This window comes from Candidatus Poriferisodalis sp., from assembly GCF_965205175.1.
GTDB lineage: Bacteria > Actinomycetota > Acidimicrobiia > Acidimicrobiales > Poriferisodalaceae > Poriferisodalis.
On sequence record NZ_OZ242038.1, the window covers coordinates 2,698,993 to 2,723,723 of the forward strand.

The window sequence follows — 24,731 nt, forward strand, 5'->3', positions numbered from 1 at the left end:
GCAGTGGGGATGCCCGGTTGCACCTTTTGCTCGATCGTCGCGGGCTCAACGCCTGCGTGGCGCATCTACGAGGACGAGCACACCATTGCGTTCCTGGACCGACTGCCGATGACGGCGGGCCACAGCCTCGTCATTCCTCGCCGTCATGTGACTGATGTGTGGGAGCTGAACGACGCGGACGCTGCGCACGTGATGCGCGCAGCACGACGAGTGGCCGGCTTGGTGCGCGAACGATTGCGGCCGGCAGGCGTGAACCTGCTCAACAACAACGGCCGTGCAGCCGGTCAGACCCAGTTTCACTTCCACATGCACGTAGTCCCGCGTTACGGGCGCGACCATCTGCTGCGTCCGTCGGAGCGGACGCGCGCGCTGAGAGGCACCATCGAACCGGCATATCGGCTGCTGAGCGCGACCGCGGTGGCCGGCGCGGCCGACCGCTAGCTCAACTACTAGCTTCGGGCGCCATGGAGAACCGCTACGCAGCCTTCGCCGCGCTCGACATCACCGGTCCCGACGACGACGGCGTGCTCGAGATCGTGATCGACACGCCGGGCCGGCTGAACGCAGTCGACGCGGCCAAGCATCTGGCGCTGGCCGACGTCTGGCGCGCCGTCGACACCGATCCTGACGCGAGGGTGGCTGTCATTCGAGGCGCCGACGGCACCTTCTCCGCCGGCGGCGACCTCGACATGATCCAAGACATCATGGACGACTTCGAGACGCGTCAACGCGCGCTGCGCGAGGCGCGGGACATCGTCCACAACATGATCGACTGCTCCAAGATCATCGTCTCGGCCATCGAAGGCACCGCTGTCGGCGCAGGTCTGGCAGCAGCCCTGATGGCCGACATCTCGATCGCCGGCCGCAACGCTCGGATCATGGACGGACACACCAAGCTCGGCGTCGCTGCGGGCGACCATGCAGCGATTGTGTGGCCGATCCTGTGCGGCATGGCGAAGTCGAAGTACTACCTGCTGACGTGCGACACGATCACCGGCGCCGAGGCAGACGACATGGGCATCGTGAGCAAAGCTGTCGACGACGACGCTGTGATCGATGAGGCGTTTGCCGTGGCCCGCAAGCTCGCCAAGGGAAGCCAGAGCGCCATCCGGTGGACGAAGTACAGCCTCAACAACTGGATGCGAATGGCTGGGCCGATTTTCGACACGTCGTTGGCCTTGGAGATGCTGGGCTTCGACGGCGCCGATGCGCGGGAAGGCCATGCCGCCATCGTCGAGAAGCGCCGCCCGAACTTCGCCTGATCGCTGCGCCGCATGGAACCCGGAGACGACGTGATGACATCGCCGGATGATCGGCACCTGACCGCACACGAGCGGGCGGCCCCGATGGCAGCTGCGAACGCCGGCCCGCTTCGAGGCGTTCGCATCATCGACTGCACGCACGCACTGGCCGGGCCGTGGTCGACGATGATGCTCGCCGACTTGGGCGCCGATGTCGTCAAGGTCGAGCCACCGCGAGGCGAGATCGCCCGCAAGATGGCGCCGTTCACGCGAGAGGACACCGAACGGCACTACGGCGCGGGCTTCGCGAACTACAACCGCAACAAGCGGGGCATCGCACTCGATCTGACCGACGACGCACAACGCGAGCAGTTCCTGCAGCTGGTGGACACCGCCGACGCGCTCGTCGAGAACATGCGCGCCGGGGTGATGGACGCGCTCGGGGTGGGCTGGGAAGTGCTCCACGAACGAAATCCGCGGCTGGTCTACGGTGCCATCCGCGGATTCGGCGACCCGCGTTCGGGCGAGAGTCCCTATGTGGACTGGCCGGCGTATGACGTGGTGGCCCAGGCCATGTCGGGAATGGTCTCAGCGAACGGCAGCGGCCCCGACGACCGCCATGTCGTGGGTCCCTACATCGGCGACACCTACCCAGGCACCGTTGGTGCCATGGGCGTGCTGGCAGCGCTCTTTCACGCACAGCGAACTGGCGAGGGCCAGTTCGTAGACGTGTCAATGGTCGACGCGGTGATGGCGCTCTGCGAAGTCGGTGTCACCCGCTACAGCGTCATGGGAAAGCCCGACACCCCGCCCAGCGGCAACCAAAACCGGCACATCGTGCCATTCGACGTCTTCGCGACAGCCGACGGCGCGGTGGCGATTGGCGCGCCCACCGACAACCACTGGCGCGAGCTGGCTGTCGCCATCGGGCGGCCGGAATGGGCGCACGCAGACGAGACCCGCACGCTTCGTGCGAGATTCCATCACCGCGACCAGATCATCGACACACTGACCGAGTGGGCCGGGTCGCGCACCAACGCACAGGTGCTCGAGGCCATTGGCGGCAAGGTGCCATGCGGCCCGGTCAATCATCCCGCCGACCTGTTCGCCGACCCGCATGTCGCCGCTCGCGACATGCTCGTGGCCGTCGATCAACCAGCCGGCCGGCCGATCGTGCAGATCGCGCCGCCGATTCGCATGAGTGCCACACCTCCGGGCATCTACCGACGCGCCCCGAAGCTCGGCGAACACAACGACGAAGTCCTAGCAGAGCTGGCCGAGCAACGAGACTCGTCGCCCGAGCACCGCCCAGAGTGATCCGGCGAGGGGCGCGTCACAGCAGAGTGCGTGCCCGCCGGTAGCGTGGCCACGATGGGCAGGCGCAAGCGTCGGATGCCGGCTGTGCGCTCGAATTCGAATTCCGCGAACTTCCGGCCGGTCGTTGCAGGTGCCGTATCACCACGCCGCGAGGTACCGGCCGCCATTGAGCGGCCTCCGTACGCGCTCGCCGCAGCGTCGCGTCCACAGCCCAACGGCGTGCAGTTGGCTCAGGGCACCACGGTCGACGCCATGCGGCGTGCCGGCAGCGCGGCTCGGCGGGTGCTGGCTCAGATAGCCGCCGAGATTGCCCCGGGCGTCACCACAGACTGGCTCGATGAGGTCTGTCACCACGCCTGCATCGCTGAAGGCGGCTACCCAAGCCCGCTGGGATACCCCGGTCCGCACTCATCGGGTCTCGACGACGGCTCAGATGCCTTCCCGAAGTCGCTGTGTACCTCGGTGAACGAGGTCATCTGCCACGGCATTCCCGACGATCGGCCGTTGCGCGACGGGGACATCGTGAACTGCGATGTGACGATTTATCTGGGCGGCGTACACGGTGACCACTCTGAGACGTTCCTGGTGGGCGAAGCAGACGAGGCTTCGCGACGGCTCGTCGAGGTCACCCGCGAGGCCATGTATCACGGCATCGCATCGGTTCGGCCAGGTGCCGAAGTGCGCGACATCGGCCGCGCCATACAGGCTCGAGCCGAAGCCGAGGGCTACGGCGTGATCCGCGAGTTCATCGGTCACGGCGTCGGTCAGGTCTTCCACAGCCTGCCCAACATTCCCCACTACTACGACGCTGCTGCGCGCACGGCGCTGCGCGAAGGCATGACCTTCACGGTGGAACCGATGATCGCCATGGTGCGGCGGGGCGGCGGGAGCGTGCCGCGGGTCGGCAAGATCTGGAGCGATCACTGGACGGCGCCGACCGCTGACGGCAGCCGCACCGCCCAGTTCGAGCACACCGTGCTGGTGACCGATGACGGTGCGGAGCTGCTGACGGTGGAAGACGACGAGCCGCAGCCGTTTCGTTCAGGCGACGTCGCGAACAAGCTGGACTCCAGCACCTGGCCCCGGCAGCTCAGCACGGCCGGCGCCGACATCGGCTGAGCCATGGGTGGCCTGCGTGCTGCTGGGGCTCTCGTGGCCGCGGCGGCGCTGATCGGCGCCTGCAACTCCGAACCCGAGGCGGAGCCGATCCCCACGACGCTCCCTGTGCTCACCACCCTGCGCCCGCAGCTCACTACGACGACACTCGCCGCTCCGCCTCCGCAGCGCCGCATCTACGTCGTCCAGCCGGGCGACACGCTGGGCAAGATCGCCGTCGGCTTCGGCGTCACCGTCGAAGCGCTGATGGACGAGAACGGCAAGGAGGACACCCTGCTTCGAATCGGGGAGCAACTCGTGATCCCACCGACGGTTGTCGGCGGCCAGGGTTCCCCGTGACGAGACCCAGCGTCACGATGCTCGGCGCGCTGCGCCAGTGCTTGGCGACGTTGGCGATCTTCGCTGCGAGCTGCAGCTTGGCGATCGGCTGCACGACCGGAACCGAAGCGTCAGCGGCGAGCAGCCCGCCCATGACTACTCAGCCGGCTGCCGAGGCGCCTGCCTCCACCACCGAGCCGCCGAGGCTGACCCGGTACTCGGTGGTACGCGGCGACACGCTGATACGAATAGCCGAACGGCACGGCATTCACCTCAACGATCTCGTGCGAGCGAACAACATCGCGGACCCCACCGTGATCTACGTCGGCCAGATCCTGATGATCCCGCCGCCGCCGGACGCCGCGGCGGGTCCGGCACTGACCGTCGCTCCTGCCACCGATCCGATTCTCCCGCCCTTGCTGCCGACTACCTCCGCACCGCCGATCACGCTGCCGAGATCGCCATGACCGCGGCGTCGCCCGACCCGGACAACCTCGACGCTGCTGATGATCGAGGGGCGCCGGCACGTCAGCTGGCACGGTTCGACGCCGTTGTCGACGAGTGGTGGGAAGTGCTGCGAAACCGCGGGCTGCTCAACCGGGTGATGTACGGCGCCTCCGATGTCGGCGAGTTCAGCCGGCTGTGGCACGTGCTCGGGGCGATTCGAGCACTGGGGCCGCGCCGAGAGGCCGCCGATGCGCTGCGTTTCAGCGCGCTCATGGCGCTCGAGTCGCTGGTGGTGAACCAAGGCGTCAAGCGGCTGTTCGCGCGGCGCAGGCCGGGGACTGCGGCACAGAACCCGACCCGTCACCGCCTGCGCCAGCCGATCACTTCCAGCTTTCCGTCGGGTCACGCGTCAGCGGCGTTTTTTGCCGCTGCGGTCCTGTCGCGCGGGTCACCGTGGGCGCTTGCCTATCGCTTGGCAGCCGCCGTCGTGGCCGCTTCGCGCATCCATGTGCGCTTGCATCACGCCAGCGACGTCATCGCCGGCGCTGTGCTCGGCGAAGCGATGGGGCAGCTGGCCTGCCGGCTGCTGCAGCGCTGACTTGTCACCGGGTCAGGCTCGGGCGACGTCCTGCTGGGTCTTGGAGGCGGCCGGCAGATCGGCGGTCTCGTCGCCGCGTCGCAGCAGCGTCCGCACATCGAGCAGCACGTCGGTGACTTCGACCGACGAGACCAGCTCGCGGCTGAAGAAGTCTCCGAGCGCATGGTCGATGACTTCCAGCGCATCGGTGATGATCCGGGGCTCAGCAGTCCGAGTCGGTTCGGTGGTCTCGGTCACTCGTGGTTCCTCCCCCGCTTCCGACATCTGCCCTGACGACGTTGACGGTTGTGAACTGCACCCTATCTTGCGCCCGACGCCTGCCACCGTCAGTTCAGTCAGGTCACCCAGTTCGCCGACGCGTCACACAACCGCCGGCACCGGCCAAGAGGCAGACGATGTCGCCGGCCACGGTGTCAGTCTGCAACTGCAACGCCCACCGGACAAGCCAAGCCGGTGCTGCCCAGCCCGCAGTAGCCCCACGGGACCTTGTGCAGATACTGCTGGTGGTAGTCCTCGGCATAGAAGAATGGGATCCCGAGGCGGATTTCCGTCGTGATGCGGCCGAGCCCGGCACGGTCGAGCACGGCTTGGTAGATGTCCCTCGACGAGACGGCGACTTCTCGCTCGGCTTCGTCTGCAACGTAGATGGCGGATCGGTACTGCGTGCCGACGTCGTTTCCCTGCCGCATCCCTTGGGTCGGGTCGTGGCCCTCCCAGAACGCCTTGAGCATTGCCTCGTAGCTGGTCTTTGCCGGGTCGAACACCGCGAGCACCGCTTCGGCGTGTCCGGTCATGCCGGAGCACACCTCTTCATAGCTGGGGTTCGGCGTGGTGCCGCCCGCGTACCCCACGGCGGTGGTGTAGACGCCGGGCAGCTGCCAATAGATGCGCTCGGCGCCCCAGAAACAGCCCATGGCGACCAGGACGCTCCGGAATCCGGCGGGGAACGGCGGCGTCATCGGCGTCTCGAGCACGGTGTGCGCCGGCGCCACCGGCATCGCCTGGCTGCGCCCGGGCAGCGCCGCGTGCGCATCGGGGATTTCGAGCTTCCTCGACCACAACGCCACGGCATGTCCTTCCGCTGTGGCACAGACGCTACTGCTCTCGGGTCCGAACGAGGGTATTGGCCGCCGAAGAGCGCCAGGGTCGTCGGGCACGCTGGGCGAGGTGGAGGTAGCAACCAGCGTCGTCGAAGCCGGAGGCTGCCGAGAACGCCGCTACGCACGCCTGCTGACGCCGGGGACAGCTAGGGTCGGCCTGCCCTGCGGTGCCGACTGATTCCAGTGCCGGAGGCCTACGACTCCGCGCCTGCACGAGGAGATGCGCGCATGCATGACGAGCACACCGCATGAAGGTCGCTGTGGTGTTCCCGTCCATCGCGTTCCGTGAGGGCCCCGAGCGAGTGCTCGACTTGGCGCGAGCCATCGAGGACATGGGCTACGACGAGATCGCCGTGTTCGACCATGTGGTGATGGGGCACCCGGGCAAGGGCCGCACGACGATCTACCCCGCCAAGATGCCGATCCTCGAGGCGCTGATGCTGCTGTCCAGCGTGGCGGCGGTAACCACACGCGTGTCGCTTGCCACGGAAGTCCTCGTGCTGCCGCAGCGCCAGCCCGTGCTGGTCGCCAAGCAAGTGTCGACGCTCGACACCCTGTCGGGCGGGCGGGTGCGTCTCGGCATCGGGGTGGGCTGGCAGGACTCCGAGTACGACGCACTCGAGGAGGATTTCGGCACCCGCGGCAAACGCATGGACGAAGCCATCGACCTCTTGCGGACCTACTGGGCCGGCGGCCGCATCGAGTTCGCCGGCGAGCACTACCAAAGCCACGACATGGGCATGGAACCGGTGTCTCCTCAAGGCGCCGCTCTTCCACTGTGGATCGGCGGCGACAGCCCGGCAGCGCTGCGCCGTGTGGCCCGTGCCGGAGACGGGTGGATGGCGTCGGGCGTGAGCGACGAACGGGCGCTTGAGGCCGTGGCGGAGATCCGCCGCCGGGCCGAAGAGGAGTTCGAGCGCGATCCCGACGCCATCGGGATGCAGCTGATGCTGGCCCCGCCACCGCGCACGGAGGCCGACAAGGGCTTCTACGGGGACTTGGACCTCATCGGCGAGCGGGCCGCTGTGGTGGCGGCGTTGGGGTTCGACTGGACGTCGGTGAACGCGACCGCCGTCTTCCAGGCCGGCGCCCGCTCGGTCGATGCCATGATCGAACGCTTGGGCGAGATCGCCGCGCGCATCCGAGCCGAGACCGGCTGATCTCCGCGGCGAGGGCCCGAAACCGTCGAACGACACCGGAACGACACTGGACAACCCTGGAAACAGCACCATGAGCCAACCGCAACTGATCATCGACAACCTCAAGGCTTGCTGGGCGAGCTGCAACGAGCTCTACGGCTCGCTTGAAGGCGACCAGTGGCAGGTGCCCTCCCATTGCCCGGACTGGACGGTTCACGGCGTGCTGGCACATCAGGTGTCGGTGGAGCAGGCCCTGTCGGGCTGGCTGCCCGAATCGGCCGAGACACCCCCGCCGTTCGGCGAGGTCGCCGGCTACGTCTCCACGGCGATGGCCATGAGCGGGCCGGAGCTGGCGGGGCTGGCAGCCGAGGTGTGGGCGGCCCGTGCGGCCCAGCTCGAGGCGCTCGACCCGGAGGTCTTCGACCGAGCGTCGATCACACCGGTGGGGCCGGGAACCTATGGCCGCTTCATGGCGATCCGAGAGTTCGACCATTGGATGCACGAGCGCGACTGTCGCACCCCCTTGAGCATGCCGACCGACAACGGCGGCCCCGCGGCCGAGATGGCGCTCGACGAAGTTCACCTGTCGATCGGCTACATCGTCGGCAAGAAGGTGGGGCTGGCCGACGGGGACTCCATGCGTTTCGACATCACCGGTGCAGTGGAGCGCGACATCTCTGTGCTGGTGGACGGCCGGGCGCGCGAGGTGGACGATGTCGAACACCCGACCGTCACGCTGCACTGCGACTCGATGGCCTTCATGGACCTCGCGTGCGGGCGGATCGACCCCGAGGCGCCGATCGCTGCCGGCTTGGTGCGCTGGTCCGGGGACGCCGAGATCGGCGCGCACGCCGCTCGGAACCTGCGCTTCACCATGTAGCCGGCCGGCGGCTGAAGCGGGATTGGGCTGAAACGGGACTGGGCTGAAACGGGACTAGGGCCAGTGGTACGATCCGGCCATGGCTGCGGTCACACTCAACATCGAGCCGCTCGATGCCACCTTCGGCGCTTGGATACGCGACATCGAGCTCCGCTCCATCGATGACGCCACGTTCGAGTCCCTGCACGAGGCTTGGCTCGAGTACGCCCTGCTGATCTTCCCGGATCAGTTCTTGACCAACGACGAGCAGGATGCGTTCGCGGAGCGCTTCGGGAACCTCGAGTTCAGCGCAGCGCCCATCTCGAACGTGAGCAAAGACGGCAAGGTCCACCACGACGCCGGCGACGACTTGGTGAAGTCGCTGAAGGGCAACTGGGGCTGGCACCACGACAGCACCTACATGCCGCTGCAAGCCAAAGGGGCCGTGTTCACCGCCGAGCTGGTGCCCGCCGACGGTGCCGACACCGGCTGGGCGGACATGCGCGCTGCGTACGAAGCGCTGCCGGCTGCGGACCGCGAGCTGGTTCACTCGCTGGAGGCTCACCACTCGCTGTACTACAGCCAAGGCCGCATGGGTCTGTTGCCGCGCCGGCGTGACGACGGCTCCTACGGCATGTACGGCTACCACGACATGGACGTGTCGCTGCGGTCATTGGTGAAGGTCCACCCCGACACCGGACGGCCGAACCTGCTGATCGGCCGTCACGCGCATGACATCGTCGGCATGGATCCGGCCGAGTCCGAGGCCCTGCTGGACCGGCTGAATGCCGAGGCCTGCGTGCCGCCGAGGGTCTACCAGCACGCTTGGACCGCGGGCGAAGCGGTCATCTGGGACAACCGCCGGCTGATGCATCAAGGCGTGCCGTTCGACATGACCCAGCCCCGCAAGATGTGGCACACGCGCATCGCCGGCGAGCCGGAGTCCGAGCTGGCGCTCAACCACAGCGCCGAGTCCTTGAGGTTCCGGCACGAACGCGACGCGTTGCTGAACTCGGGAGGTTGAACTCCGGGGGCTGAACTCGGCGAGTCGAAGGGAGCATCGTGACTGCCTACGTCATCACGCGGGTCGAAATCACCGACCCGGATCAGTACGAGAAGTACAAGGCGCTGTCGCCTGCCGCTGCGGCGGCGAGCGGCGGAAGATTCATCGTGCGCGGCGGCGAGTCGTTCACACTCGAGGGCCCCGAGGAGGACCGCCGCATCGTCGTGCTGGAATTCCCCGACATGGACTCAGCCAAGGCGTTCTACGATTCCGAGCAGTACCGTCATGCCCGCGAGGTCCGAGCCGGAGCCGCCGACATGCAGATGATGGCAGTCGAAGGCGTCTAGCCCATTGGCCGCATCCCGTTGGCGGCAGCGTGTCCGAGAAGCCGCATCCCATCCGAGGAGGAGGGCGCCATGAGCCGCAGGTCGATTGAGATCGAGAGCTTCCAGCATGCGAACCCGATTCCCGCCGCAACACGGATCGGGCCGCTGGTGGTATCGAGCATCACCCCGCCGACGACTCCCGGCAGCCGGGACATCCCCGACTCCCTAGAAGAGCAGATCGAGAACCTGTTCACTCATGTCGGCCAGATGCTCGACGGCGCCGGGGCGACATGGGACGACATGGCGAAGATGACGTTCTACGTCACCGACCCGGCGGCATCGCGGCCGGCGCTGAACGGACCGTGGCTGGAGCGTTTCCCTGACCCGGTGTCGCGGCCGGCGCGGCACAACATGAAGGTGCCCGGCGGCGGGCCCGCGCAGATTTCCTGCACCTTCGTCGCCTACGTCCAAGACTGACCTGCACAGCGTCATCTTCGCGTAGTCATACCTACGCGTCATCATGCTTACGCGTAGGTACACTTGCGTGAACACGCACGTGACTCATGCTCGGCGCCGGGGCAGCGCGCTCCTCGCTCCGCGACGAGTCCCGAACCGGCAGGACACGACATGCTCATCGATAGAGAGGCAGAGGCGCAGCACTTGCGAGAGCTGGCCGATTCGGGCCGGTTCGCCTTGGCGCTGGTGCGGGGGCGACGGCGGGTCGGCAAGACGTACTTGCTGAACAGTCTTTGGCCGGCTGAACGGGTCCTCTACTACATCGCCTCCGACACTGGCGCTCAGGTCAACCGACGCGCCTTGGTCGATCAGGCGGCCCGCTGGTCCGGTACTGAGCTACGCGCCGATGACTACCCCACCTGGCGCACGTTGTTCGGCATGCTGCTCAGCCTGCGACCCGATGCTTCTACCGTCATCGTCATCGACGAGTTTCAGTACCTCTCCGAGGGTTCGCGAGGCCTCCGCGAAGTAACTTCGGAGCTGAACGCCGTGTGGGAGCTGCCACAGCAACGGCGAACTGCACCGTTGCTGCTCGTGCTGTCGGGTTCGTCATTGTCCTTGCTGGCAGAACTCGAACGCGGCGGATCACCGCTGTACGGACGGCTCGACGCGTCGTTGGTACTGACACCCTTCGACTATCTCGACGCCGGCCAGATGGTGCCGCAGTTCGCGGCAGCCGACAAAGTAGGCGCGTATGCTTCGTTCGGGGGGATGCCCGCATACTTGGCGCGCATCGACAGTTCGCTGGCGCTCGATCAGAACATCGTCAGCGGGCTGCTGGCGGACTCAGGGTCTGTCCGACATCTCGTGCATTCGGCGATCGAGCAGCAAGAAGGGCTGCGCAACGTGGCCCGCTACCGCGCGATCCTGGCAAGCGTCGGCGTGGGTCGGCCGACTGCGGGTAGCATCGCGGCCTCGATCGGTGTTTCGAGGGAGACGATCCGCCATCAGCTGCAGCACCTGGTCGATCTCTCGATGCTCTCCGCGTCTGCAAATTTCGGCACCGACCGCGGCATCCGCTACCGGCTCGCTGACCCGGCTGAGCGCTTCTACTACGGCATCACGCTGCCGCTGGAGTCGGCGATCGCCACCGCGGGCGCCGAGCAGGTGTGGCGTACGCACGTCATGCCTCAGCAGTGGCCGACCTACGTCGGCCAACATGTCTTCGAGGATGTCGCTGCACAGGCATACCAGCGCTGGGGCGCGGAGCGCGAGCTTCCTGCGGTGCCCGATTGGAAGCGCTGGAGCGGCCGAGACCGCACTGGACGGCACGTGGAGATCGACCTTGTGGGCCGCACACTCAATGGCGCCGTGATCACCGGATCAGTGAAGTTCCGCTCCCGTCCGGCCGATGCGCGCACCTATCTCACACATGTCGATGCGCTGCAGCGACTCGCCGACAGCGGCCACGGCTGGGCCCACGAGGCACTGGAGGCCGACGCTGCGTTCTACTTCGTATCGGCGAGCGGCTTCAGCGACTCATTCCGCGAAGTCGTCGAGCCGCGCCGCAGGGCGGTCTGCTGGACGCTGGACGACCTGTATCCGGGGGCAGGCTGACGGTGTCCGCTCTGCCTTAGGAGTTGGCTCAGTCGTCGCTGCTATCGACGGGACCGATGCCGAAGCTGATCTGACCGAGGGGTCCGAAGTCGGCCACGACGGCATCGCCTGGACCAATGGTGCGGGCACGGATGAACGAGCCCGACAATACGGCGTGGCCGGCGGACATGGCCACGCCGAACTCGTCGAGCTTGCGTGCGAGCCAGGCCACCGAGTTGAGCGGGTTGCCCATGACCGCTGCGGCGGTGCCGGATTCCTCCAAGTCGCCGTTGAGGTACAGCGCCCCGCCGATGTGGCGAATGTCGACGTCGGTCAGCTCGGTCGGACGTCCGCCCGCGATGATGAACCCGCACGAGGCGGCGTCGGCGATGCTGTCCACCACGCCTGCTTGAGTGCTGCGCCGGTTGTAGCGCCGGTCCACGACTTCGACGGCGGGCAGGATGAACTCGGTGGCCCGAATGACGTCGATGGCGTTGGTGTCGGGACCGCCGAGGTCGGACTTCAGCACGAACACGAGCTCGATCTCCACCAGCGGCGCGTTGAGCATGGAGGCGGGCACGATCGAGCCCTCGTCGAGGAACCAGTTGTCGAACAGCGTTCCGTAGTCGGGCTCGGTGGCGCCGGTGGTGGAGCGCATGGCTTTGGAGGTCAAGCCCACCTTGTGGCCCTTGATCACGCGACCGGCCGCAACCTTGGCGTCGGTGACGTACTGGCCGATGGCGTACGCGTCCTCGATGTCGGCGCCTGAGTAGGTGTCGGTGATCGGGTCGATCCACTCGCGGGTGTTCTCGGCGTGAAGCAGCGCAGCCGCTGCTTCACGTCGCTGCTGGTCAGTCATCGCCATGTCCGGACTCCATCGCTGTCGTTACGGGACGCTCGCCGCTGTCGGCGCGCCACCGTCTGCCTTTGCGCTTGCGGCTTGTGCGGCACCTGCATGTCGCGCACCGTGACTGTTGGCCGTGGGTGCAGGCGAGCAGCCGGCTAGCGGGTCCGCTAGTAGGTAGGGGTGCCCCACGTCTCGTCGAAGACGATGTCCGACAGCGGCAGGCGGTCGAGTTTGCGCGGGAAGGGCGTGGCCCGGTAGCCGACGGCGATGTGGGCGGCCGTAGCAACACCTTCGGGGATGCTCAGCATCTCTGCGACTTGGGGCTCGTACATGCACAGCAGCGTCGTGAGCGCCGTTCCCAGGCCGGCCTCACGGCAGCCGAGCAGGAAGTTCTGCACGGCGGGGTAGATCGAGCCTCCGCCCACGACGCTCAGCCGGTCCAGCTCGGTGTCGGTGGGATGCAGGCCGTCGATGTAGCCGCATGCCACCACGATGACCGGCACGTCGGCGAAGTGCTCAGCGAAGTGGTCGGCGCGGTCGAGCAGACGGCTGGTCTTGTCTCCGATGATGTCGATGTCGCCGGATCGTGCCATACCGAGGTAGGCCTTCCACGGCTCGAGGTACCACTCCTGCAGCTGGCGCTTCTTGGCTTCGTCGCGAACCACGATGAAGCGCGTCGGCTGACGGTTGCCCCCCTGGGGCGCGTGGCGTGCGTAGTCGAATGCCCGCTCCAGCGTTGCGTCCGACACCGGGTCGGTCGTGAAGTACCGCGTCGTCATCGAGGTGAGGACTGCTTCGCCGAGATCCATGGCCAACTCCGTTCTGTGATTCCTGCAGATCAGGGCTCATCGCTGCTGGCAGATGCCTGCTCGTTGCGCCTGCTCGTTGCGCTGGCTGCCGATAGCGGCTTCCCAACGCGCTGTCGCCCGAATGCTTCACAGTAACCGCCCCGCTCGATCATTGCTCAAATCCGCCAACAAGTTCGAGTCCACACAGAGAGCACCGTCAGGGCGCTCGAGGCTGGGTAGCTTCGTGTCGCGCTTCGTGTCGCGCTTCGTGTCGCGCTTCGTGTCGCGTGCCGTCAGACCGGTTTGACCCACTGGGTTGTCTTGACCCGCTGGGTTGTCTCGACCCCCTGGGGCGGCCTTCATTCGTAGGTCGAACTTCTGCTGCTGACTGAGCGCCGGAGTGGGAGCGGGACGGAACCCAGCCGTGCGGGCCAGCCACGAACCGAAAGCCGTGCTCGTGGAGGTGCTGATGGTGGGCGTGGCACAGCAGCACCAGGTTGTCCAAGTCGGTGGTTCCGTTGTTCGCCCAATGGACGACGTGGTGAGCATCGCAACGCGACGGGGGTGCATCGCAGCCGGGCCACTGGCAGTGCTTGTCGCGTGCGACGAGCAACCTCCTCAGCCGGAGAGGCACGGTACGCCGGGCACGTCCGATGTCCGCTGAGCCGCCCGGTCCCCTCAACACGATGGGAATGATCTCCGCATCGCACGCGAGGCGGCGCACGGTCTCGGGCTCAAGTTCGGTCCCCGCGTCGGTGAAGCCAGCCTCGTCGAGATGGCCGCGCAGTGCGTCGAGGCTGATGGTCACGCTGATCTGGCTGCTGCCCAGCCGCTGCATCGGCGCTCCCGCCGATACCGCCGATACCGCGCAGTAAGAGCCACACTCGCCTCCATCACCCAGGCCGTAAAGGGCGGCGCCCACAACTCCCGCCGACACCACCCTGTCAGAGCTGCGCTGGTCAGCTTGGCGGTCGCGGATTTGGCTGTGTTGGTCTTGCCGCGATTGTTCTTGCGGCGATTGCGCTTGCCGCGGTCGTTCTCGCTGCGTCGCGGGATCGAACAGTGGCCGACTCGCAGCCGCGGGCCGAGTGCCGGCTTGGAAGCCCATAAGCAAGTGCGATGCGGAGAACTGCGCGTCGGCCGACTCGACGCCACTCGAACCTCCAGCGTTAGCGGATTGAGTGCTCGGCCGGCCAGCAGCCGTCGTCCGGGCGGACTCGTCGCTGGCGCGCTGGTGGTCAGCCCGAGCACCGGCGCACAATCTCTCGACGATCGCGGCGTCTTCGGCAGTCAGGGTCACCCCGGCCAATGCGTATGCGAGCGTGTCGGCGTCGCGCTGGGCTGGTGTGCGCCTGTTCGTGCGCTGCAACTTGTCGTGGTGCCACAGGGCGCGCCGCAATGGATCCAGCGCCGCTTCGACGCGGGCGCCAGTCTCAGGATCGAAGCTCGCCCACAGCCGAACCATCCCGTCGTGGTTGCGACCCCAGCCGGCGCCACGCGCCGTGCGTTGGCGATCAAACCGTTGGGCAGCCGTCTCGACGCTGTGCTGCCGCTCGGCTTCGCGCACCTGTCGCCGTGTGCTGTCAGTGTTGCTCGCCGCGGCGGCGGACACGAGCCCAGCACGGACTGGCTCGGGCACCCTCGCATCGCACAGCACTTCAGCCTGCATCGGATTGATCGCCCCCTCGTTGAGAGCCTCACGAACCGCAGCGTGGTCACGCGCCTTTGCGGCGACGCGATGCAGCCGGCGTGCTTCTCGCTCGGAGACGCCGGTGGCATCGCGCACGGTCAGATGCGGCTTCGCATCGGGGACCGCACCGGATTGGCGCAGCTCCTCGAGCGCGCCCAGCACGTCCACCCGGTAGCCCGCCAGACTGTTCGCCAGCCGCTCGATGCTCGCCAGCACCCCTACCAGATCGTCGCGGGACAGCTCAGCGAGTTCACCCCCGCTCAAACGTCTCAGCGCCAGCATCTCCGGCGCTGATGTCGAGCCGCCTCGCTCCGTATTGGGCTCTCGCGTCGTGGGCACGTCTGCGACCAGCGTCCCCGGGCGCACGGTGGAGCGGCCGCTAACGCGGTGCGACTCGGGGGTGCGGGGAACCTCTGCGCTGCCGAGGCTGCAGGCTGCCCCCGCCCATTCGCTGCCGCTACCGGTCTCGTCGCCGGCTGCCGGTTCGAACGCATCTTGCAAGCGGCCGTGAACGCCGCTGGCATCGGTGCCCTTGGTACCCCGCAAGCCGCTCAAGCCACTTCTGAACATGCGGTACACCGTAGGAAGGGGGTGTGACACGACGATCTGGAGAACGCGCTGCCGGTGGACGCGCGGCCACGGGAGTCTCGTTAGCAGAAGGCGTCTTCGCCATCGCCCGCTGCCGGTGGACGCGCAGTCACGGGGCTGTTCACGTCGCAAGACTGCTGTCCCGAGTCCGTAGCCGCTGGAAGCCCGGGCGCTGAGTGAGCACCGGAGAAATGGCGGATTCCTGCAGAGCCGGGGGGGGGGGAGGCACCTATAGCGCTGGGCTGCGGAATACCTCGTCTTCGTGCCAGCGCAGGTGCTCTTGGCTGACCTTGGACTCGCCCGCACGTGGTGCCGCAAGGTGATGACCCGCCAACGCCATGACGATCTCCTCAGCAGCGTTGCCCCAGCCGACGAACTGGCCCGAGACCATGATGCAGCGGTCCTGGCGAATGCCGAGCACGCCGCGGTCGAACAGCTTGTGGTGCATGACGCACAGGCACAGACCGTTATTCGTTTCGTCGGGCCCGCCTTCCGCCCACCACCGCACATGCGCCGCTTCGAGTCCAACCGCTGCGGCATCGAGCCGGCCGTCGTAGCCGCACATCGCGCACCGGTAGCGATACGCACGCAGCACCTTCACACGGAACTCCGGGTCGCGTCTGCGCTCTGGCACAGGTGCTTCGCGCACGCGCTGAGCGGCGACCGCACCTTCGAGGGCTGCGATGTCGAGCCCGGCCAACGTGCAGACGTCCTCGTGGAGGCTGGGCGGCCAGTTGGCCTTGAGCAGCGTCTGCACAACATCGCACATCAGCCGACGGTCAGCCAGCAGCGCAGCCTCGAAGTCAGGTTGCAACTGCCCCACAGTGCCGAGGCGTCTCAGTTGAGCCGCGGTGGGAGAATGAGCGAAGCCTGTCGGCAGGCGGTCCTTGGCCAGCGCGATACTCGCCCTATCGATGTCAGTCGCACTCACCGTCCATAGGCCATCGCTCTGCAGATGCCAGAACGGTTGCTCGGGATGCGGCTTCTTGCTCGGTGGCCCGAAGTTACGCAGCAGCCGCAGGAGCGGCAGCTCAAGGCTCTCAAACGTGACGCGCGAGTGGTGATCGTGGAACAACCGCCCGATCGCGAACAGCAGGAGCAGCGGCTTGTGCGGCGCGCGTCGGCCGAATGATCGGCCTCGCTTGATCGCTCGGACGCGCTCAAGCCAAGCTTCGGCCTCGGGATTGCTCACGCATCCAAGCGTAGGACGCGGCTTTGCAGCAGCAAGCTGACCGTCTCGATTCAGACGCCGTGCCGTCTCAACAAAGACATCGTGGTGCTTGGCTCACAACCCATCTCGGATAACGACCTGTGCGAGAGCCTGTGCGGCCCGTGGGCATCGTTACCGGCTCGGCGGAGCGCGAAGCGTTAGCCCACCTGCCTGCGGCCCCACGCGGCGGCCTATTGCGACAGCGACGGCCCTACCTGAGGACGGACCCTGTTGAGAGCGGCGGGCCTCGGAAGACCGTCCGTTCGTGCCAGCGCCGATGCTGTTCGCTGACCTCGTCGCGCTTCGAGCGCGGCGCGGACACGTCGGCACCCACCAACGCTGTTACAAGCGCATGGTCAGCGCGGCCCCACCCGCGGAACTGCTCAGAGACCATGATGCGCCGATCCGCAGTAACGCCCAGCACACCACGGTCGAAGAGCTGACGATGTATGACACACAGGCACAGGCCGTTGTCCACAGAGTCCGGCCCACCTGCCTTTCGCCAACGCACATGCGCGGCAGCGAGGCCGACGGCGGCTGCGCCCAAGCGTCCGCCGTAGCCGCACATGGCACACCGATAGCTGTAGGCGTTCAGCACCCACTCCCGGAACATGGGGTTGTGTCGGTGTTCCGGCGGCAGGCTTTCGGGCATCCGTTGAGCAGCAACGGACTCTTCAAGCACGGCGACATCCAATCCGACCATCTCGCAGATGTCCTCATGCAGGCCGGATGTCCAGTTGGTGTCGAGCAGCAACAGCACCGCATCGCGCATGAACCGGCGGTCGCGCAACAGAGCAGTCTCGAAGCTGGGATCCAAACGCCCGATGGCACCCAGGCGCCTCAACTCTGCGGGTGTCGGAGTCCGCGCGAAGTCATCCACCGAGAGTTTCCGGCCAGCCGCATCGGCGTCGGCAGCACTGACCGACCACAGACCGTCGCCCTGCAGGTGCCAGAACGGCTTCTCGGGGTGCAACTGGGCCGTCGGCGGCCCGAATTCGAACAGCAACCCACGGAGCCGCTGCTCGATGCCTTCGAAGGTCATGCGCGAGTTGTGATCGTGCAACAAACGCCCGATCGCCAACAGCAGCAGCAGCGGCTTGTGTGGCGCCGGCTTGCCGAACGCCTTGCCCTGCTTGAGGTCTCGCAGTCGGCCAAGCCACACTTCGGCATCAGCATCACTCATGCTCCGCGTTTGGCCAGATACGGTCATACGGTAGGGAAATCAGGCAGCATCAAGGCTCACCTGTCCTCAGGCCGTCTCAGGCTGTGGCATCAATCCGACCTGCTGCATGCCGCAGGAAGCACTAGTTACCTCTGGTTTGCTGCCGAAGAGCTCGGAGACCGTCGCCGGATCCGGATCGCGTTTCAGTTTGTCGATCAGTTCTTGGTACGTCATCGACTTGCGCTCCAACATCGGTTCGAGCCGGTCCTCGACAGTATCAACACAGGTGAGATAGTGGACGTCAACCTCGTGAACCTGACCTATACGCACCACACGGTCAACGGCTTGGTCGTTCGTGGACGGGTTCCACCATCGGTTGAGGAACACTACTTGTGAAGCAACCGTCAGATTCAATCCCTCGCTGCCCACTTGCAGTGATGCAGCGAGCGCAATGCAGTCCGGATCCTCCATGAAGTTCTGAATTACACGGCCGCGCTCCATCTTGGACTGCTCTCCGTTCAGGAGCAAACACCCAGTGCTGCTGCGCCAAAGCCGCTCGCGAAGGTACCGCAGCGGGTCAAGAGTATAGGAGAACACCACCGTCTTGCGCCCACTTACAGCGGCCCGCTTCACCAGCTCGACGGCCCTGTCGATCTTGGAACTCTTGCCTGTCGCAGGGTCTGCGTCGCAGACTCGAAGCAGATTGTTGAAGACCGCCAAGTGCCGCGGGTCGGCCGCCCGCAGCGCCCGCTGGACGGCCTCCTCGTAGGCGACGCGCTGCTCGGGCAGGAGTTCGCACAGAACTCGATGCTCACGAGCCCGCGGCAGCTCGGGCAGGACCCCTTCTTTGGTGCGGCGCAGCAAGTAGGGGCGCGCACGGGCACGAAGCACGTCGGTCCCGAAATGCAGGTGATCGTCAATTGCGTACAGATTCGGCGCCAGCAGCGACAGCAGGCACGCCAAGTCGGCTGCGTCCCGCTCTACGGGTGTCCCCGTCAGCATCCAAAGCCGCTCGGCACGCAGTCGGCGCATCGCTTTGCTCAGCTGGGAGTCTGCCTTTCGGAGCCGATGCGCTTCGTCGGCGACAATCAGGCCGGGCAGCTTGCATGCCATATGCTCCCACAGGTCGCGCACGTCCTCGTGGCTGGCGAGGACGGCGTGCGAGCGAGTGACGAGGCTACGCCAGTGCATCCCTGAGAACTTGCCCCCGCACCGGTCAAGCTCGCATATGGCTAGCTCCGGCGCCCATCTTCGAAACTCTTGCGCCCAGTTGGCCAGGAGGGTCCGAGGCGCCGCCACCAGACAGGAATCCAATCGGCCAGCGCGATAGAGCCTTCGCACTGCGGCGATCACTTGGACCGTCTTGCCGAGCCCCATGTCGTCGGCCAGCACAGCGCGATCACTTCGCATGAGAAAGCGCACGCCGCGTCGCTGGTACTTGTAGAGGGAGTCGTCGATCCTGCGAGGCAGGAGGAGCGGCAGGACGCGCCGCAGCACTCGATCGTGGTCGCGCTCATGCCCCGGAGCGCAGTTGAAGTTCCACTCCAGCGGACCGGCGTCCATTCGCCGCACCTTGTGAACAACCGCAGCGTCATTCGTGAGCAGCCAGTTCACAGCAGCAACGGCACGTCGGCGCGTTGACACGTCGATCTTTGCGGGGGCGTCCGATTGCGCTTGGCGGATGCTGAGCACTCCTCGGCCGTTGCAGCGCGACAGCCGGGCCTCGACTGGCACGTCACTGACCAGCAGGTGCATTCGGGCGACCAGAGCAGCATGGCCATCAATCGGATCAGTCACCGCCGACGCCTCCTGCCACTCAATCGCCCACCTCCGCAGCACAGTGTCGCACGCTCAATCGAGCACGCCAGCTTCGATCTCCAGCCACATCGATCCATCCTCGCCGCTGGCATCGAGCGGCAGCAGCGCTTCCCATCTTGCACGTAGACCGTTCTCACCCATGATCTCGTCCTCGGACTGCGGGTCAAGTCCAAGCTGCCAGCGGATGATGCGCTCGGCTACACGCAGGCGTTCCTTCCGCGATTCGTTGGTGATGCGCCAGTTTTCGTCCTCGTTGCGAACGAGCAGCAGATGCCTCCAGGGCGGGGAGTGAGCCTCCCAGTTGATGCGGGCCAAAGGACGGAGCGCATCTGCCGTCGCTGTGACGTCTAACCGCACGGGAACGCCAAACGTACTCTGCCGGGCGATTGCTTCATCGAGCATATCGCGCGCCAAACTCACCACAAGCAACTGAACGATTGGCCAAAACAGCACATTGTCACGTGTTTCGTTTTCGCCATCTGCACCGTGGTCACGCATACACGACGGATCCTCGCTGAGGTCGGGTACCGCCTCAATGAACCCGTCCCAGCAGACCTTCAGCTCATCGTAGAGGGCATCAATCTCCTCTTCGGTCTCCGGGCGGAAGCGTTTGTAGTCGTTGAGCCTGTCGTGGCGAGCACCCCATCCGCTGTTGCGGCGCTCGGGAGTATTGAGAAACTCGATGTTGAGATTGTACAGCATCTCCAGACTGGTCCAATGGGTAGAGCCAAAGGTCACATTCTTGCCGGAACTCATCTTGATCCGGCTCGACACAAACTGGTCACTTCCAGATGTGAAGAAAGGATGCTCCGTGACCAGCCGGCGCGTGATGATCGCGAGTGCGTCATCCTCGTCCATCACAATGTTCTCGAACTCCGACATGTTCTTCGCATAACGATTGAGATGGCCGAACAAGCGGCGGTAGCGAACCATGAAATCTTCGATGCGTTCAAGCTGACGAGGAGTCACGATGACGATGGATACTTCTTCGTTTCTGAAGCCCTCCGGAGCCGACCATTCGCTGTCACCCTCTACTAGTGAGCGAATCGCAGCGAGGCGGTGCTGTCCGTCGAGCGCGTAGTATTGCTGACCTCCGTCGAAGGTGAGCACTCCGAACGCCTCCGTCAGCCGTCTGTCGCCGCGCAGGATCCGAAATTCGGGGATGTCTTCGACGCTGACGGGATACCATTGTGGTTCCCCGTCGATCGCAGCAACCACTAGGGAATTGAAGAATCGGTCCTCGTGCCTTGCGAGATAGCTTGCAATCTCACCCTTTGCCCGAGATTGCTTCAGCACCCGTTGTATTGCATCCGAGAGTTCGGTTGCGGCGTGGATTTCCTCGGCGAACTTCACATTTTCGGCGAGCTCGCGCATCGACATTCGCACCATGAAGTAATCCCATCGCCCCATCCTAGCTCGGATCGCTGGGTATATCTGGGTCATTTTGTCTTCTCCTTCAGGGAGCACTAAGCAAGTTGCTTCCGCTGGCCATTTGAATGCTGCGTGAGCGGTCAGATGGGCTGAGGCTCGCCCAATCGAGCGGCAATTGGTCTCCGACTGGGCACGCTGCGATTAGCGGGCGGCGACAGCACCGATATGAGCCTCGACTCGGCATCGCCGATCCACCCAGAGTAGTCGGCTTGGCGGTCACTCGGGACCATCGAATACGAAAAGCTCAAACGTCCGAATACTTCACGACAGCGATCGATCAGGATATTCTTCCGAGAAATACTTGCGTGCTCCAAGAAGCGCCGTCGAAGATTTTCGGAACGGCCGACATACAGGGCGTTGACCAAGTCTTCGGGTATCTGGTAGCGCTCGCCTAGGCCGTCCCGCTTGGTCAAGAGCAGATAGATGCCCGGACTTTCTGGTACGCTGTCACGAAAGAGGCCATCGAGAGGCAAACTGCGCCACTTCGCGCCATGCAGCACAGATTCCAGCTGACGCCATTCGGTTACTTCTAGCGACCAGCCGTCAAAATTCACCTTGTGACGACTCCTTAACCGTGACTGCGGGCAATCTGACCTGCTCCATGCGAGATCGGCCCGACAACTCTTGGGACTTCGCCTTGGCTCGTGCTGTCCGACCCCTGAGCAGTTCCGCTCGATGCCGGCTTGGGCGTATGCGCGTGCAGAGTGCGAACCGTCCTCACGCCGCTGAATCGTCGTCCGGGAATCCAGGCGACACCATGAGCGGGAGCCGCCGAGCTTGCGTGCTGACGAGTGCGATTCCTGAAGCTCTCGGCAACGAGTAACGAGACCGCGGAAGGGCCGTGAATCAGCAGTCCGATGCGCGATCCAGCTCGCGCTCCGAGGGTTCGCAGCGCATCCCCGAGGCGGCCGATCTCGGGCCCGCGCATCGAAGTCTTGCGCCAGATGACGGAGACTTTGGGACAACCGGAGGGTGACCGCACTTCGGCCAGCACGTTGTCCCCAAACCGGGCGCCGAGCGCAACCGACACCTCGGGCGGCACATTAGTCAGGCTGTAGCCGCGCAGATGGTCGCTCTCGACTTCGAACGTCCATACGAGGTCGCCGTCGTGCGTGACGGCATCGGCTACCCCTTCGAGATCGCCGCTTACCGTCGGACCCTCGGTGGCCTCCCGCACCCAACCGTGCTCGACCACAAAGGCCGGAGTGTTCAACGTTGCCCGAACGCTGCCTACCCCGACTCCGAACAGCCGCGGCAGCTCGTCGAGCAGTCGGCCGAGCCGCGTCGAACCGCCATCCTCCTCGATGCGCTGACGAATCTCGGCTGGGATGCCCTCGTAAACGTCGTCGACCCACTTCTCGAAGCCCCAAGTGGTCTTGGAGGCGCGCACCACGCCGTTCATGGAACCGAGAGCTCCAGCGATGCCAGTCACGGGCCCGCCGATCTCGGCGCCTAGCCGATCTGCGATCTCTTCCTTTGATGCCGGTCGGCCAATAGATCTCAGTGCGGCGGCTATCTGTGCCTGACGAGTCGGAGCGACCACAAGCATCCCGCAGACGCGCGTCAGCTCGGCGAGCAGCACCAGTTCGTCCCAGTCGTCAGCCCAGCGATGGCCTAGTTGGGTCTGTCGCAGCGCCCCCTCGTCGACGCAGCCGTAGCAGTCGGCAGCGGCGCGAGCGTGCTTGCGGAGGCTGCTCGCAGCAGCGATCGCATAGCTGTTGACCCAGGCATTGCACTTCTGCTGGTATCCGAGCTCCACCATGAGTCGTCGTGAGATGATCCGGTTGGCGAGGCCGCCCTCGGCACCGGCGAGAGCGGCGACAGCACCGTGTAGCCGGTCACCGCCGACAAAATCGCCCAGCCACACGGTGAGCGGCTCGGCTACCTGTGAGAGATACGGCTCAAGCGCTGTATTGATCTGAGATTGCAGCTTCCACTGGATACCGCGTATACGCTCCCCGGTTCGCCCTACTTGACGGCCGATCTCTGCCAGGGCGACGGGCTCGTCGGCTGCGATGCGCTGCTCGAGTACTAGCAGGCCGACGTCGTTGGTCTCTGCGATCAGTGCCTCTACGGCAACTATCGCGTTGCGGATGATCTGGGCGATCTCCGATTCGTTGCCGGGGCGCAGCCACTGGGCAGTTGCCACCGCCTCGGCCGTGCCGGTGGCTGCAGGATCGGCGCCAGCGTGCGAAGTGTCGTCAGAAGCGGTGGCAGCGCCAGCAGGAGCCGTATCGGAGCGATCGTCGCCAGCGTGTTGTGCGCTGCCGCCAGTGGTAGCGGGTTCAGTGGGCGTGGTCACAGCGCGCACACGGTGCATGGCTCGGTGTCGTCGTCTTCGTCTAAGGCGCCTGCCAGCACTTCGATAAGCGGGATGTTGCGGCGGGTGGTCTTGGCGCGTGCCAGAGAATCGGCGTGTCGGTCGAGGATCTCTGTGCGGCGGGCGCGGAGCTGCACGAGCGTCTCGCCCCCGCTCCACGTGTACTGGCGGCCCGTCATCGCCCGGTCGCCGAAATCGGCGTTGCCGTCTACGCCGGCGTCGAGCAGGACCTTCTGCTCGATGGCCACTGCACGATCGAACAGCTCCGGGTGACGGTCGGCGAGGCCGATCCACTCGGCTTTGCGCTGGTAGAAGCAGAAGTAGCAGCCCGAACGCGTGCGCCAGTCGTAGTAGGCAGGCAAGCCGATGCTGGCATCCGCGAGAATCTTCAGGACACCCTCGTGGTCGATACCGTCCTCGACGAACGGGAACCGACTCTCGATGTTGGGCTTGGTGGAGATATAGCCTTTGCGGTTTGCCTCGTCGGCCCGGATGGCGACGTAAGAGACCGCAGGCTCATCGCCGATCCACGCCTCGATCGGCTTGATCTTCATCACCTTGGTACACCAGCGCATCTGCGGCGAGGGCAACGCACCGCGAAATACCTCGAACCAGTGGTCAAACCCACGCGCCGAGTTCAGGCGCACAATCGGCTTGCCCAGCATCACCTCGAGGCGCGTCAAGAACTCGTATGTCTCTGGCAGTTCGGCGCCGGTATCGCAGAAGAAGTACTCCATCTGCGGGACGCGGTCGCGCAAGTGCAGTGCCAACGCGCTCGAGTCCTTGCCGCCGGAGATGCCGCAGATGTGACGGACCGCTGAAGTCATGCACCGCCTCCGGCAATCGCGACCGCGGGCGGTTCCACCTCAGCGTCTCGAGTGCCAGACGATGCCAACAACGCTTCGGCGAGCAATGCCAACACCACATGACGAGCCCGCTGCGCGGAACCGACCCGCTCAGCAACACGGTCGAGCAGATCCTCAACTGCCGACCCGATGAGCTCCCGCTCGTCATGGGCGACACCCACCAGACGCGCCTCTTCGGCACCCGACGGATCGGTCACGCACACCCGCAAGGCATCGAACGGCAGCCCGTCCGCTGCCCGTCGCTCGGCGTGCAGCGCTCTCAGGCGATTGAACGCCGCGAGCCGTTCGGGCAGCCGTGCACGCACGGCTGCCACGTCCCGGTCGGTCCATTCGCTCGGCGCCTTGCCCGCCAGCACCGTCGCGACCGATGCCATCCAGTCGTGGTCGTCGTCGTAGACATCGTTCGCGAGCGCCAGCACGAAGCTGCGCATCCGTGGGTCGAGCACTTCATCGATCAGCCCGACGGCCGGACCCGACACCGCGGCACGAGCGCGC

The 24,731-nt window shown here is 65.7% G+C and carries 27 protein-coding genes; 14 read left to right on the plus strand and 13 right to left on the minus strand.

The genetic code is table 11. From position 1 onward, the window contains the following. The first annotated feature begins 9 nt into the window (after nucleotides 1-9). From ACOGI4_RS11610 to ACOGI4_RS11640, 7 genes are all read left to right on the plus strand, one after another. Complete coding sequence (locus ACOGI4_RS11610) at nucleotides 10-441, plus strand: HIT family protein (protein WP_419841823.1); 432 nt, start codon at nucleotides 10-12, stop codon at nucleotides 439-441. A 23-nt stretch (nucleotides 442-464) separates the two neighbouring features. After that, entirely contained in the window at nucleotides 465-1,262 is a 798-nt protein-coding gene (locus ACOGI4_RS11615) for an enoyl-CoA hydratase/isomerase family protein (RefSeq protein WP_419841824.1), read from the plus strand. 12 nt (nucleotides 1,263-1,274) lie between these two features. Then, nucleotides 1,275-2,558 carry a CaiB/BaiF CoA transferase family protein gene (locus ACOGI4_RS11620; protein ID WP_419841825.1) on the plus strand — a complete coding sequence of 428 codons (1,284 nt, stop codon included), beginning with the start codon at nucleotides 1,275-1,277 and terminating at the stop codon, nucleotides 2,556-2,558. Nucleotides 2,559-2,777: 219 nt separating this feature from the next. Further along, complete coding sequence (map, locus tag ACOGI4_RS11625; RefSeq protein WP_419841826.1) at nucleotides 2,778-3,677, plus strand: type I methionyl aminopeptidase; 900 nt, start codon at nucleotides 2,778-2,780, stop codon at nucleotides 3,675-3,677. A gap of 3 nt (nucleotides 3,678-3,680) precedes the next feature. After that, the gene (locus ACOGI4_RS11630; protein WP_419841827.1) at nucleotides 3,681-4,013 is read left to right on the plus strand and encodes a LysM peptidoglycan-binding domain-containing protein; all 333 of its coding nucleotides are present in this window, start codon (nucleotides 3,681-3,683) and stop codon (nucleotides 4,011-4,013) included. Continuing rightward, nucleotides 4,010-4,459: a LysM peptidoglycan-binding domain-containing protein gene (locus ACOGI4_RS11635; RefSeq protein ID WP_419841828.1), complete on the plus strand. Its 450-nt coding sequence runs from the start codon at nucleotides 4,010-4,012 to the stop codon at nucleotides 4,457-4,459. Before ACOGI4_RS11630 ends, ACOGI4_RS11635 begins: the two co-directional genes overlap by 4 nt. Further along, the gene (locus ACOGI4_RS11640; protein ID WP_419841829.1) at nucleotides 4,456-5,037 is read left to right on the plus strand and encodes a phosphatase PAP2 family protein; all 582 of its coding nucleotides are present in this window, start codon (nucleotides 4,456-4,458) and stop codon (nucleotides 5,035-5,037) included. The genes ACOGI4_RS11635 and ACOGI4_RS11640 overlap by 4 nt, the downstream gene beginning before the upstream one ends. 12 nt (nucleotides 5,038-5,049) lie before the next feature. Here ACOGI4_RS11640 and ACOGI4_RS11645 read toward each other — a convergent pair whose 3' ends face one another. Both ACOGI4_RS11645 and msrA read right to left on the minus strand, forming a co-directional pair. After that, the gene (locus ACOGI4_RS11645; protein WP_419841830.1) at nucleotides 5,050-5,274 is read right to left on the minus strand and encodes a hypothetical protein; all 225 of its coding nucleotides are present in this window, start codon (nucleotides 5,272-5,274) and stop codon (nucleotides 5,050-5,052) included. Nucleotides 5,275-5,450: 176 nt separating this feature from the next. Continuing rightward, nucleotides 5,451-6,035 (minus strand): peptide-methionine (S)-S-oxide reductase MsrA, encoded by a 585-nt coding sequence (gene msrA, locus ACOGI4_RS11650; RefSeq protein WP_419843143.1) that lies wholly within the window; start codon nucleotides 6,033-6,035, stop codon nucleotides 5,451-5,453. Nucleotides 6,036-6,120: 85 nt separating this feature from the next. Here msrA and ACOGI4_RS11655 point away from each other — a divergent pair, with 85 nt between their 5' ends. From ACOGI4_RS11655 to ACOGI4_RS11685, 7 genes are all read left to right on the plus strand, one after another. Further along, complete coding sequence (locus ACOGI4_RS11655; RefSeq protein WP_419841831.1) at nucleotides 6,121-6,315, plus strand: hypothetical protein; 195 nt, start codon at nucleotides 6,121-6,123, stop codon at nucleotides 6,313-6,315. A gap of 70 nt (nucleotides 6,316-6,385) precedes the next feature. Beyond that, nucleotides 6,386-7,297: a TIGR03619 family F420-dependent LLM class oxidoreductase gene (locus ACOGI4_RS11660; RefSeq protein ID WP_419841832.1), complete on the plus strand. Its 912-nt coding sequence runs from the start codon at nucleotides 6,386-6,388 to the stop codon at nucleotides 7,295-7,297. 70 nt (nucleotides 7,298-7,367) lie between these two features. Continuing rightward, complete coding sequence (locus ACOGI4_RS11665; protein ID WP_419841833.1) at nucleotides 7,368-8,156, plus strand: maleylpyruvate isomerase family mycothiol-dependent enzyme; 789 nt, start codon at nucleotides 7,368-7,370, stop codon at nucleotides 8,154-8,156. 79 nt (nucleotides 8,157-8,235) lie between these two features. After that, entirely contained in the window at nucleotides 8,236-9,159 is a 924-nt protein-coding gene (locus ACOGI4_RS11670; protein WP_419841834.1) for a TauD/TfdA dioxygenase family protein, read from the plus strand. A 38-nt stretch (nucleotides 9,160-9,197) separates the two neighbouring features. Then, nucleotides 9,198-9,485: a DUF1330 domain-containing protein gene (locus tag ACOGI4_RS11675; RefSeq protein WP_419841835.1), complete on the plus strand. Its 288-nt coding sequence runs from the start codon at nucleotides 9,198-9,200 to the stop codon at nucleotides 9,483-9,485. Nucleotides 9,486-9,554: 69 nt separating this feature from the next. Next, nucleotides 9,555-9,941 (plus strand): RidA family protein, encoded by a 387-nt coding sequence (locus tag ACOGI4_RS11680; RefSeq protein WP_419841836.1) that lies wholly within the window; start codon nucleotides 9,555-9,557, stop codon nucleotides 9,939-9,941. A gap of 150 nt (nucleotides 9,942-10,091) precedes the next feature. Then, a complete protein-coding gene (locus ACOGI4_RS11685; protein ID WP_419841837.1) occupies nucleotides 10,092-11,537 on the plus strand; it encodes an AAA family ATPase in 1,446 nt (481 codons plus the stop codon). Between the two features lie 28 nt (nucleotides 11,538-11,565). Here ACOGI4_RS11685 and ACOGI4_RS11690 read toward each other — a convergent pair whose 3' ends face one another. The 11 genes from ACOGI4_RS11690 to ACOGI4_RS11740 form a co-directional block, all read right to left on the minus strand. Continuing rightward, nucleotides 11,566-12,381, minus strand: coding sequence for a 2-keto-4-pentenoate hydratase (locus tag ACOGI4_RS11690; RefSeq protein WP_419841838.1), 816 nt, complete (start codon nucleotides 12,379-12,381; stop codon nucleotides 11,566-11,568). A 149-nt stretch (nucleotides 12,382-12,530) separates the two neighbouring features. Beyond that, nucleotides 12,531-13,172 (minus strand): nitroreductase family protein, encoded by a 642-nt coding sequence (locus ACOGI4_RS11695; protein ID WP_419841839.1) that lies wholly within the window; start codon nucleotides 13,170-13,172, stop codon nucleotides 12,531-12,533. Between the two features lie 196 nt (nucleotides 13,173-13,368). Continuing rightward, nucleotides 13,369-15,411, minus strand: coding sequence for a hypothetical protein (locus ACOGI4_RS11700; protein WP_419841840.1), 2,043 nt, complete (start codon nucleotides 15,409-15,411; stop codon nucleotides 13,369-13,371). 247 nt (nucleotides 15,412-15,658) lie between these two features. Further along, entirely contained in the window at nucleotides 15,659-16,621 is a 963-nt protein-coding gene (locus ACOGI4_RS11705; RefSeq protein WP_419841841.1) for a phosphorothioated DNA-binding restriction endonuclease, read from the minus strand. A gap of 229 nt (nucleotides 16,622-16,850) precedes the next feature. Beyond that, the gene (locus tag ACOGI4_RS11710; protein WP_419841842.1) at nucleotides 16,851-17,822 is read right to left on the minus strand and encodes a phosphorothioated DNA-binding restriction endonuclease; all 972 of its coding nucleotides are present in this window, start codon (nucleotides 17,820-17,822) and stop codon (nucleotides 16,851-16,853) included. A gap of 66 nt (nucleotides 17,823-17,888) precedes the next feature. Then, nucleotides 17,889-19,598 carry a DEAD/DEAH box helicase gene (locus ACOGI4_RS11715; protein ID WP_419841843.1) on the minus strand — a complete coding sequence of 570 codons (1,710 nt, stop codon included), beginning with the start codon at nucleotides 19,596-19,598 and terminating at the stop codon, nucleotides 17,889-17,891. Nucleotides 19,599-19,652: 54 nt separating this feature from the next. After that, nucleotides 19,653-21,062: a DGQHR domain-containing protein gene (locus tag ACOGI4_RS11720; protein ID WP_419841844.1), complete on the minus strand. Its 1,410-nt coding sequence runs from the start codon at nucleotides 21,060-21,062 to the stop codon at nucleotides 19,653-19,655. 68 nt (nucleotides 21,063-21,130) lie between these two features. Then, on the minus strand, nucleotides 21,131-21,604 hold the full coding sequence (locus tag ACOGI4_RS11725; RefSeq protein WP_419841845.1) for a hypothetical protein: 474 nt from the start codon (nucleotides 21,602-21,604) through the stop codon (nucleotides 21,131-21,133). Nucleotides 21,605-21,618: 14 nt separating this feature from the next. Next, nucleotides 21,619-23,352: a hypothetical protein gene (locus ACOGI4_RS11730; protein ID WP_419841846.1), complete on the minus strand. Its 1,734-nt coding sequence runs from the start codon at nucleotides 23,350-23,352 to the stop codon at nucleotides 21,619-21,621. Next, nucleotides 23,349-24,197, minus strand: a complete 849-nt coding sequence (locus ACOGI4_RS11735) for a phosphoadenosine phosphosulfate reductase family protein (RefSeq protein ID WP_419841847.1) — start codon at nucleotides 24,195-24,197, stop codon at nucleotides 23,349-23,351. Before ACOGI4_RS11735 ends, ACOGI4_RS11730 begins: the two co-directional genes overlap by 4 nt. Next, the gene (locus tag ACOGI4_RS11740) at nucleotides 24,194-24,715 is read right to left on the minus strand and encodes a hypothetical protein (RefSeq protein WP_419841848.1); all 522 of its coding nucleotides are present in this window, start codon (nucleotides 24,713-24,715) and stop codon (nucleotides 24,194-24,196) included. The genes ACOGI4_RS11735 and ACOGI4_RS11740 overlap by 4 nt, the downstream gene beginning before the upstream one ends. Nucleotides 24,716-24,731: the final 16 nt, after the last annotated feature.

What these genes read in the sequence shown, in the direction of transcription:
- ACOGI4_RS11610 (WP_419841823.1), top strand. Translation starts at nt 10, where the DNA reads ATGCCCGGTTGCACCTTTTGCTCGATCGTCGCGGGCTCAACGCCTGCG.
- ACOGI4_RS11615 (WP_419841824.1), top strand. Translation starts at nt 465, where the DNA reads ATGGAGAACCGCTACGCAGCCTTCGCCGCGCTCGACATCACCGGTCCC.
- ACOGI4_RS11620 (WP_419841825.1), top strand. Translation starts at nt 1,275, where the DNA reads ATGGAACCCGGAGACGACGTGATGACATCGCCGGATGATCGGCACCTG.
- ACOGI4_RS11630 (WP_419841827.1), top strand. Translation starts at nt 3,681, where the DNA reads ATGGGTGGCCTGCGTGCTGCTGGGGCTCTCGTGGCCGCGGCGGCGCTG.
- ACOGI4_RS11640 (WP_419841829.1), top strand. Translation starts at nt 4,456, where the DNA reads ATGACCGCGGCGTCGCCCGACCCGGACAACCTCGACGCTGCTGATGAT.
- msrA (WP_419843143.1), bottom strand. Translation starts at nt 6,035, where the DNA reads ATGCCGGTGGCGCCGGCGCACACCGTGCTCGAGACGCCGATGACGCCG.
- ACOGI4_RS11660 (WP_419841832.1), top strand. Translation starts at nt 6,386, where the DNA reads ATGAAGGTCGCTGTGGTGTTCCCGTCCATCGCGTTCCGTGAGGGCCCC.
- ACOGI4_RS11665 (WP_419841833.1), top strand. Translation starts at nt 7,368, where the DNA reads ATGAGCCAACCGCAACTGATCATCGACAACCTCAAGGCTTGCTGGGCG.
- ACOGI4_RS11670 (WP_419841834.1), top strand. Translation starts at nt 8,236, where the DNA reads ATGGCTGCGGTCACACTCAACATCGAGCCGCTCGATGCCACCTTCGGC.
- ACOGI4_RS11680 (WP_419841836.1), top strand. Translation starts at nt 9,555, where the DNA reads ATGAGCCGCAGGTCGATTGAGATCGAGAGCTTCCAGCATGCGAACCCG.
- ACOGI4_RS11685 (WP_419841837.1), top strand. Translation starts at nt 10,092, where the DNA reads ATGCTCATCGATAGAGAGGCAGAGGCGCAGCACTTGCGAGAGCTGGCC.
- ACOGI4_RS11690 (WP_419841838.1), bottom strand. Translation starts at nt 12,381, where the DNA reads ATGGCGATGACTGACCAGCAGCGACGTGAAGCAGCGGCTGCGCTGCTT.
- ACOGI4_RS11695 (WP_419841839.1), bottom strand. Translation starts at nt 13,172, where the DNA reads ATGGATCTCGGCGAAGCAGTCCTCACCTCGATGACGACGCGGTACTTC.
- ACOGI4_RS11700 (WP_419841840.1), bottom strand. Translation starts at nt 15,411, where the DNA reads ATGTTCAGAAGTGGCTTGAGCGGCTTGCGGGGTACCAAGGGCACCGAT.
- ACOGI4_RS11710 (WP_419841842.1), bottom strand. Translation starts at nt 17,822, where the DNA reads ATGAGTGATGCTGATGCCGAAGTGTGGCTTGGCCGACTGCGAGACCTC.
- ACOGI4_RS11720 (WP_419841844.1), bottom strand. Translation starts at nt 21,062, where the DNA reads ATGACCCAGATATACCCAGCGATCCGAGCTAGGATGGGGCGATGGGAT.
- ACOGI4_RS11735 (WP_419841847.1), bottom strand. Translation starts at nt 24,197, where the DNA reads ATGACTTCAGCGGTCCGTCACATCTGCGGCATCTCCGGCGGCAAGGAC.